Source organism: Qipengyuania sp. (assembly GCF_965277845.1).
Classification (GTDB): Bacteria; Pseudomonadota; Alphaproteobacteria; order Sphingomonadales; family Sphingomonadaceae; genus Qipengyuania.
Genome location: NZ_OZ255844.1, coordinates 1,908,443 through 1,921,331, shown reverse-complemented (window position 1 = coordinate 1,921,331; position 12,889 = coordinate 1,908,443). Strand labels below are relative to the sequence as shown.

13 protein-coding genes are annotated in these 12,889 nt (G+C 65.0%); 6 read left to right on the top strand and 7 right to left on the bottom strand.

Features of this window, described 5'->3' with window-relative positions; translation table 11 throughout:
- Positions 1-93: 93 nt before the first annotated feature.
- Positions 94-651, top strand: a complete 558-nt coding sequence (locus tag ACQY4G_RS09350) for a type 1 glutamine amidotransferase domain-containing protein (RefSeq protein WP_421990469.1) — start codon at positions 94-96, stop codon at positions 649-651.
- Between the two features lie 67 nt (positions 652-718).
- On the opposite strand, the gene ACQY4G_RS09345 is transcribed toward ACQY4G_RS09350, so the two are convergent.
- The 5 genes from ACQY4G_RS09345 to ACQY4G_RS09325 form a co-directional block, all read right to left on the bottom strand.
- Positions 719-1,804, bottom strand: coding sequence for a transporter (locus tag ACQY4G_RS09345; RefSeq protein WP_421990467.1), 1,086 nt, complete (start codon positions 1,802-1,804; stop codon positions 719-721).
- 61 nt (positions 1,805-1,865) lie between these two features.
- Positions 1,866-2,288 carry a hypothetical protein gene (locus tag ACQY4G_RS09340; RefSeq protein WP_421990465.1) on the bottom strand — a complete coding sequence of 141 codons (423 nt, stop codon included), beginning with the start codon at positions 2,286-2,288 and terminating at the stop codon, positions 1,866-1,868.
- 48 nt (positions 2,289-2,336) lie between these two features.
- Positions 2,337-2,666, bottom strand: coding sequence for a 2Fe-2S iron-sulfur cluster-binding protein (locus tag ACQY4G_RS09335; RefSeq protein WP_421990463.1), 330 nt, complete (start codon positions 2,664-2,666; stop codon positions 2,337-2,339).
- On the bottom strand, positions 2,663-3,739 hold the full coding sequence (locus ACQY4G_RS09330) for a cysteine desulfurase family protein (RefSeq protein WP_421990461.1): 1,077 nt from the start codon (positions 3,737-3,739) through the stop codon (positions 2,663-2,665). Before ACQY4G_RS09330 ends, ACQY4G_RS09335 begins: the two co-directional genes overlap by 4 nt.
- Positions 3,740-4,070: 331 nt before the next feature.
- Positions 4,071-5,093, bottom strand: a complete 1,023-nt coding sequence (locus tag ACQY4G_RS09325; protein ID WP_421990459.1) for a cysteine desulfurase family protein — start codon at positions 5,091-5,093, stop codon at positions 4,071-4,073.
- Positions 5,094-5,244: 151 nt separating this feature from the next.
- On the opposite strand from ACQY4G_RS09325, the gene ACQY4G_RS09320 reads away from it, so the two are divergent.
- Both ACQY4G_RS09320 and ACQY4G_RS09315 read left to right on the top strand, forming a co-directional pair.
- Positions 5,245-5,901 (top strand): alpha/beta hydrolase, encoded by a 657-nt coding sequence (locus ACQY4G_RS09320; RefSeq protein WP_067691276.1) that lies wholly within the window; start codon positions 5,245-5,247, stop codon positions 5,899-5,901.
- Between the two features lie 151 nt (positions 5,902-6,052).
- A complete protein-coding gene (locus tag ACQY4G_RS09315) occupies positions 6,053-6,724 on the top strand; it encodes a TonB family protein (RefSeq protein WP_421990457.1) in 672 nt (223 codons plus the stop codon).
- Between the two features lie 7 nt (positions 6,725-6,731).
- On the opposite strand, the gene ACQY4G_RS09310 is transcribed toward ACQY4G_RS09315, so the two are convergent.
- Positions 6,732-6,953: a hypothetical protein gene (locus tag ACQY4G_RS09310; RefSeq protein ID WP_083508206.1), complete on the bottom strand. Its 222-nt coding sequence runs from the start codon at positions 6,951-6,953 to the stop codon at positions 6,732-6,734.
- Positions 6,954-7,007: 54 nt separating this feature from the next.
- Between ACQY4G_RS09310 and ACQY4G_RS09305 the strand changes: the two genes are divergently transcribed.
- The 3 genes from ACQY4G_RS09305 to ACQY4G_RS09295 all read left to right on the top strand — a co-directional run bounded on the left by ACQY4G_RS09305 (position 7,008) and on the right by ACQY4G_RS09295 (position 12,213).
- Positions 7,008-8,873 (top strand): DUF885 domain-containing protein, encoded by a 1,866-nt coding sequence (locus ACQY4G_RS09305; RefSeq protein WP_421990455.1) that lies wholly within the window; start codon positions 7,008-7,010, stop codon positions 8,871-8,873.
- Positions 8,874-8,930: 57 nt separating this feature from the next.
- Positions 8,931-10,502: a DUF1570 domain-containing protein gene (locus ACQY4G_RS09300; protein ID WP_421990453.1), complete on the top strand. Its 1,572-nt coding sequence runs from the start codon at positions 8,931-8,933 to the stop codon at positions 10,500-10,502.
- Positions 10,503-10,581: 79 nt separating this feature from the next.
- The gene (locus ACQY4G_RS09295) at positions 10,582-12,213 is read left to right on the top strand and encodes an FAD-dependent oxidoreductase (protein ID WP_421990451.1); all 1,632 of its coding nucleotides are present in this window, start codon (positions 10,582-10,584) and stop codon (positions 12,211-12,213) included.
- Here ACQY4G_RS09295 and ACQY4G_RS09290 read toward each other — a convergent pair.
- Complete coding sequence (locus tag ACQY4G_RS09290; protein WP_421990449.1) at positions 12,210-12,662, bottom strand: nuclear transport factor 2 family protein; 453 nt, start codon at positions 12,660-12,662, stop codon at positions 12,210-12,212. The genes ACQY4G_RS09295 and ACQY4G_RS09290 overlap by 4 nt on opposite strands.
- Positions 12,663-12,889 lie beyond the last annotated feature (227 nt).

Below are 12,889 nucleotides of genomic sequence, written 5' to 3'. Positions count from 1 at the left end.
TTGCCCTATCACTGCCACGGCTCGCCTAGAAGAACGGAACGTCGCGCTTTCCCCACGCGTTGCAAAGGCAACACGAAATCAAGGAGCTACCCCATGACCAAGCGCGTAATGATCCTCGCCACCGACGGCTTCGAACAGTCCGAACTGATGAAGCCCAAGGCCAATCTCGAAAAAGCCGGAATCGAGACCGAAGTCGTGAGTCTCGAGAGCGGTGAAATCAAGGGCTGGCAGGATGGCAATTGGGGCGAAAGCGTCCGTGTCGACAAGACGGTCGACGAAGTTGCCAATTGCGAAGGCTATGACGCCCTGTTGCTTCCCGGCGGCCAGATGAACCCCGATATCCTGCGCATGAACGAACGCGCGATCGCGATCGTCCGCGAATTCGGCATGGCCGGCAAGCCGATCGCCGCGATCTGCCACGCACCGTGGTTGCTCGCCGAAGCAGGCCTCATCGACGGCAAGACCGTGACCGGCTGGCCCTCGATTCGCACCGACCTGAAGAATGCGGGTGCGAACGTGGTCGACCAGGAAGTCGCAACAGATGGCCAGATCATCACCAGCCGCAATCCCGACGACATTCCCGCCTTCAGCAAGGCGTTGATCGATAGTCTGGGTGAAACCGTCGAACAGGCAGAACTCGAAGCCGCCTGATCCGGCACGACGCATTTCACAGCGAGGGCCCCGCCGCAGCGATGCGGCGGGGCTTTTGCATGGGCGATCAGAAGGCTTTCTGCCACCCCACGGTCAGGTTCCAGTCGGCCGCCATCTGCGGGCCGTTGAGATCCTGATAGACCGGCAGACCCAGTTCGATACCCAGTCGATGTCCGGCCAGCGCTCCATGCGTGCCGACGAGATTGACGCCGGCCAGCAGGTCGACGCGTTCGCCGCCCTGGAAGTCGGGATTGGCGGTCTGCACCGGCCCCATGATGTTTGGATCGATCCCGTCTATGCGGCCCATGGTCCGCGCCTTGGCGCGACCCGACAGGCTCATCCACTGCGCAGGACGGTAGCTGGCCCAGGCGGTCGCCTCGTAAGTGTCGCCGAAAGCATAGCCCCACTTGTTCGAATCGAGCCTGATCGAGGCGGCGGCCTGCGCCCCGAAACCGATCGCACCGCGGCGCGCCTTGTAGGTGAGCGCGGGTTCGAGGTCCCAGGTCCCCGTCCCCGCCTGCATCATATAGGGCACGCGCACCGTCGGCTGCATGCCCATGGGCGTGAGAATGGTGGCGGTCTCGTCGGTCGAGCCCGTCGGCAGGCTGATACCGACCTTAAGGGTCAACTCGTCCGCCCTCATCGCGCCCGCCTCGGGAATGCCGATCAGCGGGAACAGGGCCGCCACCTTGGTGTCACCCAAGGCCTTGGGATTGGTCTGGAAGGTGCCCAGCACAGTGGTGCCCATCCCGCCCTGATAGGTGAGGTGGTCCATCTCTTTCTCGATATAGTGGCCCATGACCATCAGCGTGACCGCGTCCGACGGGGCATACATCATGCCGAGCATGTACATGTCGGTGCGCATTTCGGTGGGCACGATTCGCAGGGTGGGCGGCTGCATCGGCATGCCGGCAAAGCGGTTGGGAACGGTCGTCACGATAGTGTCGGCGGCGACATCGTCGGTGCCGATCTGGTTGCCGCTCATTTCCATATGCATGGCGCGGAAAGAGACCATGAATTCGCCCTGCTTGTGCGCGTGATCGGCCATCACGCCGATCGGCGCGTGGTCGTCGGCATAGACATTGTGTGCATGGGCAAACGTCGGAAGGGCGAGCGCCGCGAGGGCACCCGCGCAAGAAAGCACGTGTTTCATCGTAGATAATCCTGAATTGCAGAAGGAATGCACGCCGGCGTCGGGACGCGGCGCGGCGGGTTCAGGAGTGTCTGGGAGGGCCGGTCGACGGGGGCAGCGCGGCCGGGAATATGGTGGTCAGCGGGCTGGCAGGAAGCAGTTCGGTACGAATGTAGGGCTGCACATCCCCCGACGCGACGGGAGAAGGCGGAACATCGGCCTGCGCCTGCGTCCCGTAGTCGCAGAATGCATTGCCCGCATCCGCCTCGGCCTTGTCGTCACTGTCGCCCGGCGCTGCGTGATGGTGGTCGTGATGGCCGGCCATCGCCCCGGTCTGTTGCCGGGAGTGCCGCGGACCGGCGAATGTACCGTTGCCGATCTCGGTCGAGCCGGGACAGATCAGCAGCGCCGGCCCGCTCGCCGCCGCCCCCGGCATGAACCCGGCGGGCGCGGTGGCAAAGGAAAACAGTGCCAGGAGGCACAGGATGGCAATACGCCGCGACACGGCCGCAGCCCTAGAATGCCACGCGCATATGGCAAGGCCTTAAGCTACCTAGTACCGCCGCATGTCGTGGCTTTCGGCGGGGATGCGCACGGTCAGGCCGTCCATTTGCGCAGTCAGCTCGATCTGGCAGGATAGGCGGCTGGTGCGGGCGACACCGGCGGCGAGATCGAGCATGTCCTCTTCCTCCTCGCTCGCCTCCTCCAGCCGGTCGAACCATTCGGGCGCGACGATCACGTGGCAGGTGGAGCAGGCCATCTGGCCCTCGCAGGTCCCTTCCAGCGGCAGCCCTGCCGCCTGCGCTACGCGCAGCAGGTTTTCGCCCGGCTCGGCCTCGGCAGTGACGGTCTCGCCCTGCGACGTGACGAATTCGATCTTCACAGTCCCTGCGCCTCCGCTGCCGCATTGATCTTGCCCGCCGCTTCCTCGATTTCCTCCGGCGTGGTGTAGCGCCCGAAGCCGAGGCGGATCGAGTTTTTCGCTTGTTTGTCGCTTAGACCGATGGCCTTGAGCACATGGCTCGGGCGGCCCGATCCGCTGGCGCAGGCGCTGCCGGCGGAGAACATCACATCGCGCACATCGCTCATCAGGCGGGCGACATCCAGCCCCTTGCGGCGGATGTTGAGATTGCCGTGCCAGCGCGCCTCCTCGCTGCCGTTCAGGGTCCAATCCACAAAGAACTCGCGCGCACGCCGCCAGAGCTTTTCGACATGCTCGCGATCCTGTTCCATGCGGTCCTTGGCCTCGGCGGCGGCGGCGCCCATCCCCGCGATCAGCGCAGGGCTGAGTGTGCCCGAACGCAGGCCGAACTCCTGCCCGCCACCGGTCTGTACCTCGTGCAGATCGAGCCCGTCGCGCACCCACAGCGCACCCACACCCTTGGGGCCGTGGAATTTGTGCGCCGATATCGCGATCATGTCCGCGCCGGTCAGCTCGATCCGGCCATAGGCCTGCACCGCATCGCACAGGAACAGCGCGTTGTTTTCCTTGGCCTTGCGGTGCCATTCGATGGTCGGCTGGATGGTCCCGATCTCGTTGTTGACCTGCATGACGCAAACCAGCCGCGTGTCGGCCGGAAGGTCCTGCTTGGTGTTGCATTGCCCGTTCTTGGCGACGTTGAGCACATGGCTCTTGCCCGCGTCCTGCGCGGTATCGCCGACCGCCGAATGCTCGATCGCCGAATAGGAGACCGTGCCGCCCTGCCCCGACCCGCGAATGGCGAGATTGAGCGCCTCGGTCGCGCCGCCGGTGAAGATCACGCGGCCATTGGGCGGAAACAGCGCAGCAACCTGATCGCGCGCCAGTTCGATCGCGGCCCTGGCCTGACGGCCCATCCGGTGCGCGGAATGCGGATTTCCGAAACCGGTGCCGCCCGGCCCGTCGAGCCAGCGCAGCATCGCATCGCGCGCCTCGGGCGCGAGCGGGGTGGTGGCCTGGTAGTCGAGATAGATCATGCGACCCTTGCGATAGTATCTGGGTGACGAAGTTTACACCGTGTCACTTTTTGGCGGATGGTTGAAGGCCGCGGAATTGCGCGCGCTTCGCCCTGCGAGCCGCGGGTGACGGACACGGAGCGGGGGCCGCAAACGGGGTCCGGGGCGTGGAAGATTCCATGCACCGGTGGCTGTCCGATTTCTGCCGTGTAGGAAAGGGGCGATTTCGCTGCCCACTTTCGTGCGTCATCCCGGACCTGATCCGGGATCCCGCTTTTTGTCGGCTGCACTCGCAAGAAGCTGGACCCCGGCTCGGGGACCGGGGTGACGAGGAAGGTTGAGGGTCCGAAGCTCATCCCTTCGCCAGATCGCGCCACACTTCGCAGAAGCGTTCCACCTCGGCGCGTGTCGTGTTCCAGCCGACCGAGACGCGGATGGTGTTCGCGGCGATCTCCGGTTCGACCTGCATCGCCTCGAGCACGCGGCTGGTCTTCATCGTCCCGCTCGAACAGGCGCTACCCTGCGACACCGCAATCCCGGCCATGTCGAGGCGCATGACCTGCGCCGTGGCACTCATATCGGGCATGGCCATGGCTCGGATATAGGGCGTGGGATCGGACAGGGGATCGGACAGCCAGGTGCCGCCCAGCGTACGGCAATGCTCCGCAAGTTCGTTCAGCGGCGCGAGGATATGAGGATCGAGGAAAGGCTCGCCAAGGCCCTCCAGAGCCGCGACCATGCCGAGCGCGCCGGGCATGTTCTCGGTCCCGCGCCGATAGCCGCGCTCCTGCCCGCCCGAGGGGGCGAGCATCGCATAGTCCTTCACCAAAAGCGCACCGACACCGATCGGCCCGCCGAACTTGTGCGCCGATACGATCGCCATGTCGCAGGGCGGCAGGGGCATTTTGCCTGCCCCTTGCGCGCAATCGGCGAGTAACAGCCCACCCGCCTGGTGGACGATCCCGGCGATGGCAGACAGATCCTGCCGGTTGCCGGTTTCCGAATTGACCTGTTGTACCGCGACCAGCGGCCGCTCGCGCTGCACTGCCTCGCTCAGCACCTCGAGATCGAGCGCGCCGTCGCTGCGTACCGGCAGGCGCTCCGCATCCGGGGCCGCCTGCAGCATGCAATCGTGCTCTACCGTGGACACGAGCCGGGCTCGCGCATTCGCATGCTGCAACGCCAGCGCCGCCGCCTCGCTCGCCCCCGAAGTGAAAATCACCTCGCCATCCCAGCCGACCGCTTCCCTGAGCCGGTCGCGCGCATCCTCCAGCAGGCTGCGCGCCTTACGGCCAGCCGCGTGCGGGCTCGAGGGATTGGCCCACTGCGCGAAGCCCTCTTCCATCGCCGCCCGCGCCTCCGGGCGCAGCGGCATGGTGGCGGCGTGGTCGAGATAGATACGTTCCGGGATGATACAGGCTCGAAATGATTGCGAATTGGGCAGTAAACCCTATATAGCGCGCAACCTCGCGCAAGCCCTGTCGGGCGCCGCGCCCATGAAAATTTCGACCAGGGTATACCTCCCCATGCCGACCGTGATCTTTCCCGGCCCCGAAGGCCGCCTCGAAGGCCGTTTCTCTCCCGCTCCGCGTCCGCGCGCACCGGTGGCGATGATCCTCCACCCGCACCCGCAGGGCGGCGGGACGATGAACGAACAGATCACCCAGCGGCTCTACAAGACCTTCGTCAACCGCGGCTTCGCGACGCTGCGCTTCAACTTCCGCGGCGTCGGCCGCAGCCAGGGCAGTTTCGACAACGGCATCGGCGAACTGTCGGACGCGGCCAGCGCGCTCGACTGGGTGCAGCAGGTCCATCCCGAAGCGCAGGTGACCTGGGTCGCCGGCGTCAGCTTCGGCGCACTGATCGGCATGCAGCTGCTGATGCGCCGCCCCGAGATTCGCGGCTGGATCAGCATCGGCGCGCCCGCGAGCATGTACGATTTCTCCTTCCTCGCGCCCTGCCCTGCCAGCGGGATCTTCATCCACGGCGCGCAGGACACCGTGGTCCAGCCGCAGGCGGTGACCAAGCTGGTCGAGAAGCTGCGCACGCAGAAGCACATCACCGTGCATCACGAGGAAATCCCGCGCGCGAACCACTTCTTCGAAAACGAGCAGGAAGAGCTGATGAAGTCGGTCGACAACTATCTCGACTTCCGCCTCGACCCGAGCTGTCCGATCAAGTGATCGGGCGGGCTGATCGGCCTTCCAAACTGTAGGACATTGGCAAGGTTTGTTTCGCAACGCGAAACTGCTTGTCGAATTATTGTTATGTTGTAACATTTTCCAAACGAGGAGTCGCAAGAACGCCTCCCGCTTTGGAAGAGGAGCACCATCCATGTCCTATGTCGACCAATCCCGCGGGCCGTCTCCCGCAGGCATCGCCGCCGTCATCGGGGTGCATGCCGCAGTCGCCGCACTGCTCGTAACGGGTCTGACCGTGACAGGCGTCATCCCCGAGGTGAGAACCGATTGGGAGGTTCGCGATATTCCGGACACTCCGCCGCCGCTACCGCCGGAGCCGCCCGCTGACCCCGTGGAGGCGAAACCCGCGCAGCCGACCGAACCGCTGGTGCATGTTCCGCAGCCCAAGTTCGAGCTGGACACGATGGCGCCGACCATCCCGAGCACCGAATTGATCTTCCCGCCCCTGCCAACGCCTTCGCCTGGGCTGGGTACGGCCGTCCCCACGCCCGCACCGCAGCCGAGCTTCACGCCGGTTGGGGCGAAGCCGCGAAACGATCCGGCGGCGTGGTTCTCGGACAATGACTATCGTCCGGCGTGGATCAGGAAGGAACTGATCGGGCTTGCCACCTTCCAGCTTAAGATTGCGGCCAATGGGCGCGTGACCGGTTGCACCGTCACCGCATCGACCGGCCATGGCGAGCTCGACGCGGCAACCTGCCGTCTCGTCAGCAAGCGTGCCCGCTTCGAACCCGCGCGCGGCGGTACTGGCGAGGCGGTTGCGGGCAGCTACACCGGCTCGGTGCTGTGGCGCTTGCCCGACTGATCCGTGCCTAGCGTGCGCCCTGCTCGAGCCTGTCTAGCGGGGCCTCGCCACCCGCATCGGGCAGGGTCCAGATCGCGACATTCATCAGCGCCACGGCAGCCAGCAGCACCATCAGCAGCGCATTCTTCACATTGCCCGTCCGGCGCCATAGGAAGAACGCACCGATGATCAGCAGGATCGCGGCAAGGACGGTGATGGAAAGCACGGCATCGAGCATGCGCGTCGCCATACGCAGCTTGCACGGTATTTGACAGCCCTGCGCGTGCGAAGCACACCCGCGCGCATGACCATTGCCAGCACATCCATCACCCGTCGCCAGGCCCTTGCCGGTCTCGGCGCGACCTCCGCCCTCGCACTTTCCGGATGCGCCGCCACGGCCCGGCCGGAGGCCATATCGCAGGCGCGCTCGATCGGAGCGCAGCGCCTGCTCGAAGTGGTGGGCTACAATCTGCTCGAACACGAACCCGAACGTGCAACCGCGCTGGGGGTCGATACCGGGCGCTACGCCTACCTGCGCGGCAGGCTGGAAGATCAGTCACCCGCTGGACAAGAGGCTTATGCTGCGACGCTGCGCCGCGATCTGGAACGCGTGCGCGCCTTCCCACGCGAGGGACTCGACAGCGACACGCTGACCAGCCTCGATGTGGTCGAGAGCGCCTACGATCTCGCGCTCGACGGATTTGCCCTGCCCTATGGCGATACGCCGGTCGGCAACTGGCGCACCGCGCCCTATGTGGTGATCCAGAACGTCGGCGAATATCTGGCCCTGCCGCGCTTCATGCAGGCGAACCACAAGGTCGAGAACGGCGACGACGCCGATGCCTATATCGAGCGGATGGAGCAGATGCCCGCCGTGTTCGATGGCGAGCTGGCGCGCATCAGCGCGGCACGGGGCATGGGCGTGGTGCCGCCATCCTTCCTGCTCGACAAGGCGATCGGGCAGATGAAGCAGACTATCGCCAGCGCGGGCAAGGGCGAGCTCTTCGCCGCCGATCTGCGCGCCAAGCTGAATACCAGGGGCATGCCCGAGAGCCACGCCAACCGCGCCGCGATCCTCGAAGCCGGCCCGATTGCCGAAGCGCTGACGCGCCAGCTCGACGAATTGCGCGCCGAACGCGCGGTCGCGACCGACGATCCCGGCATTTCCGCAAGCCCGCACGGCGAGGAATTCTACGCCTGGGCGCTGCGTTCGAGCACGACCACGCGGCTGACGCCCGACGAGGTGCACCGGCAGGGGTTGGAGGAACTGGAGGCGCTGCACGCGCGGATGGACCCGATCCTGCGCGATATCGGCTATACCAGCGGCACGGCGGGCGAGCGCATGCAGGCGCTTTCGCAGGACCCGCGCTACCAGTTCGCCGAGGGCGATCCGGGCCGCGCGCAGATCATGGATTTCATCGCCGAGCGGATCGACTGGATCAAGGCGCAGATGCCGCGCGCCTTCAACACGCTGGTCGATCCCAATCTCGAAGTGCGCCGGATTCCGCCCGCCGAGGAAGTCGGCGCGCCGGGCGCCTATGGCGGAGCGGGAAGCAAGGACGGGACGATCCCGGGCCGCTTCTGGATCAACCTCAGGACCACCGACCTGCATCGCAAATACGACCTCGCCGATCTGACCTATCACGAGACCATTCCGGGCCATGTGTGGGAAGGCGAATATTCGAACCGTCTGCCGCTGATCCGCTCGATCCTCGCCTTCAATCCGTTCAGCGAAGGCTGGGCGCTCTACGGCGAGCAGATGGCCGACGAACTCGGCGCCTATGACGATTTCACCGTCGGCCGGCTGGGTTACCTGCAAAGCCTCGCCTTCCGCGCCTGCCGCATGGTGGTCGACACCGGGCTGCACGCAAAGGGATGGAGCCGCGCCAAGGCAGTCGATTTCTTCGTCACGCGCAATGGCAGCAAGCCGGCCGAGGTCGAGAGCGAAGTCGATCGCTATTGCAGCTGGCCGGGTCAGGCGACCGGCTACAAGCTCGGCCACAGCCGCATCGTCGACCAGCGCGCGCGGGCACAGCGCGAACTGGGCGGGGCCTACGACTTCAAGGCGTTCAACGATGCCGTCGTGCTTGGCGGGAACGTCCCGATGGATGTGCTGGAGAAGAATGTCGGGCGTTACATAGCGAGCGCGAGTATGACGCATTCGTCATAGAATTCTCATGTAACGCCATTAGGGTCCCCGGTGGACATTCAAACAGGGGTCGCAACCATGTTCAGGATTTTCGCTGCAATTGCAGCGCTTTCGCTCGCCGTGCCCGCACATGCCGACTGGCACGTCGCCGAATCCGACAATTTCGTCATCTATGCCGACGACCGCTGGCAGGACGTGCAGGAATTCGGCGAGGCACTGGAACGCTATCATACGGCGCTCGACCTGCTGAACGGGCGCGAAGCCAGCAAGCCCAGCCCCTCGAACCGCGTGACGATCTTCGTCGTCGGGGACCAGAGGAAGATCCGCAAGCTTCTCGGGGACAAATCTGGCAATGTCGCGGGCTTCTACCTGCCGCGTGCGGGGGGCTCTCGTGCCTTCGTACCGTCGATCAGCATGCGCGGGCGCGAAACCGATTTCTCGGTCACTGTCCTGCTACACGAATACGCCCACCACTATCTTATGTCGACCTCACCCTACGCCATGCCGCGTTGGGTCAATGAAGGCGCGGCCGAGTTCTTTGCTTCCGCCAAATTCGACAAGGACGGCAGCCTCGCGATCGGCCGCCCCGCTTACCATCGCGCGGCCGAGCTGCATTATGCGCGGGACGTCAGTGTGAGGGAGCTGATGGATCCCAAACTCTATGAAGAGAAGAAGGGCAAACGCTTCGATGCGTTCTATGGTCGATCCTGGGCACTGTATCACTTCCTCTTTTTTTCCGAGGAACGCCGGGGTCAGTTACGCCAATACATTACGGAGATCGCCCAGGGTACCGATCAACGCGAAGCGGCGGATAACGCATTCGGCGACCTCGACGAACTGCAGAAGGAGCTCGATCGCTATCTCAAACAGCGCCGGATGAACGTGTTCGACCTCCCCGCGGACTTGCTCCCGACCAACCCGGTGCATGTGCGCGAACTGTCCGAGGGCGAGGCCGAGGTCATGCCCCTGCGCATTCGCTCGCAGCGCGGCGTCTCTCGCGAGGAAGCGCTCGAACTGCTGCCCGATGTGCGTGAGGTGGCCGCCGAATATCCGGACGATCCGATGGTCCTTGCCGCACTGGCCGAAGCGGAGTTCGATGCTGGAAACAATGAAGCGGCCATCGCCGCCGCCGATCGCGCGCTGGCAATCGATCCGACGGTCAAGAACGCGCTCGTCCAGAAGGGCCTGGCACTGTTCGACAAGGCCGCGGATGCCGAGGACCCGGACGCCGCTTATGCTGCGGCGATGAAGCCCTTCTCGGCGCTCAACCGGCTCGAACAGGATCACCCATTGCCGCTGATTTATTACTACCGCAGCTTCGTCCAGCGCGGCGAAGCGCCCAATGAGACGGCGCGGCATGCGCTCGAACGCGCGGCGCAGCTTTCGCCTTTCGACCTCGGCCTCGCAATGAACGCCGGGCTCATGCAGGCGCGCGAGGGAAAGATTGTGCTCGCCCGCCATACGCTGGGTCCTGTCGCTGCGGACCCGCATGGCGGCCACCTCGCCCGCGAAGCGCAGCGCCACCTCGACGAACTGGCCGAAGTCTCCGAAGGCACGCAATGGACACCGCGCGCGCAACTCGACCTCACCGACGTGCTCAGCGCAGTCGCGCGCAGGGCCGCGGAAGAGGAAGAGGCCGAGGGCGAGTAGGACCGCACGCGCGGACGGTATTCTCGCCCTGTGCGTTTCCCGATCGTTCGGCTATCACGATCCGAACGGAGGCGACGCGATGGAATCACTGGGCGAAAACCTCGAGACGATGCCGCGTGTGCCGCTGGCCGAGGAGCATGTCGCTGCCATGCGACACCTCGGCAGCGAATGCAGTTACGATGCAGGCGAGATCGTCGCCGAGGCGGGCGAGAGCATGGACAGGTTCGTCTATGTCCTCGATGGCGAGATCGAAGTCGTCGATCCCTATTCACGAGAACGGCTGCTGGAAAGCTCGCTCGGCCCGACGCAATTCATGGGCGAGATCGCCTTCCTCAACGCCGGCTCGCACGTCCTGCCGATGCGCGCCGCCAGGCCGACGCGCACGCTCGAGATACCGCGGACCGACATGCTCGATCTCATGGCGCGCGTGCCTGAGCTGTCCGACCATGTCATCCGCGTCTTTTCCGCCCGACGCCGCAAGCAGTTCGAGACGAAGAACAGCGCGATCAAGCTGATCGGCGCGGATCGCGATGCGAAGGTGCAGAGGGTCGAGCAGTTTCTCAGCCGTAACCGCATCCCGTTCCAGAGCCTCGACATGGACGGGCGCGACGATGCCACGTTGGAGGCGTGCGAGCTGACCGACCACCGCCCCAGTGTGATCCTCGGCAAGGATCGCGTGCTGGATGATCCCTCCCCGCGCAAGGTCGCCCAATTCCTCAATCTCGACCTCGATGTCTGCCGCGAGACACTCTACGATTTGCTCATCGTCGGCGGCGGGCCGGCGGGCGTCGCCGCCTCGGTCTATGCCGGCAGCGAAGGGCTGTGCGCGCTGGCGATCGAGGACACCGCGATCGGCGGACAGGCGGGCACCAGCAGCCGGATCGAGAATTACATGGGTTTTCCCACCGGGATCAGCGGCGCCGACCTCGTCTATCGCGGGCAGATCCAGGCGATGAAGTTCGGAACGCGCTTCGCGATGCCGCGCGCGGTCGAGGGGCTTGTCCGGCGCGAGGACGGCACATTTTGCGCGCAGCTCGACGATGGCGACGAGGTCTGTGCCAAGGCGATCCTGGTCGCCACCGGCGTGCAATATCGCCGCCTCCCGCTAGACCGGTTGGAGGAACTCGAAGGGGCGGGCGTATTCTACGCCGCGACCGACATGGAAGCGCGCTTCTGCCACGGTACCGAGGCGGTGGTGATCGGCGGCGGGAATTCGGCGGGACAGGCGGCGATGTACCTCAGCCGCTCGGCCAAGCATGTCCATGTCGTCGTGCGCGGTGACAGCCTCGCCTCATCCATGTCGAGCTATCTCACGCGGCGGCTGGAAGCCGATCCTGCGGTCACCATCCACTACCATACGCAGGTTACCGCGCTGCATGGCGAGGATCATCTCGACGGAGTGACCTTTGCCACGCCCGAGGGCGAACGCCGGATCGACACGCGCGCATTGTTCATCATGATCGGCGCCGCGCCCAACACCGGCTGGCTCTCGGGCCTGGTCGAAACCGACGAGAACGGCTTCGTGAAGACCGGCGCGGCCGTCGGCCGCGAGACGCCCTTCGAAACCGGCACCGACGGCATCTTCGCGGTCGGCGACGTGCGCGAGGGATCGGTCAAACGCGTCGCCAGCGCAGTGGGCGAAGGCTCGGTCGTGGTCAGCCGTATCTGGGACTATATCGACCGCTTGCCCGCGCCCGGAAGCGAGGTTTAGCCGCGAAATCTCCTGATCCGCTTCACGAGGCCGGCCTCATCGTATTCGAGCGAGAGGATCCAACGTCCCGTATAAGTCACGGTCTCCTCGCCAGCGCGCTCGATCGATTCGTAGTCATACGATACCAGGGCGAAATCCTGACCCCTGACGATGCGATCCAGCGAATAGGTCAGCGAGACCACCGTTTGCGCCTTGTTCGGCAGGTTTTCCCGAAAGAAGTCGCGTCCGGTAAATTCGACGCCATAGGGCACATGCTCGTCTACCACATCCGGAGTCATAAACGCGACATATGCCTCGATGTCCTCGGGCTCGCCGGTGGAAGTGGCCTTTTGCGCCGCAGCCACGAAAGCCGCGATGCCTCGCTTGTCGGGCGTCTCGGCCAGTGCCGGGCCTGACAGAATGGCCGTCAGGCCAAGGGCTGCGATTGCTTGTATCTTGCCGGTTCGCACTTCTCTCTCCCGCAATATGGCGCTCTGTCGCGCGAATGGGGAGTAGCTGCCGGAAATGTCGGCACAAAGCCCAATTCGACGAACGGCCTCCCCTTGCCGGTTTGGCGGCGCATCGCTTCGTTCGCCACCTGGTCAGGAATACCGCGCGCCCCTTCGCCGAGAGCGTCTCCTTCCTTCTACTGGCGATCCTGCCGATTTCGGCGGAAGCCGCAGCCAGCACAGCAGTG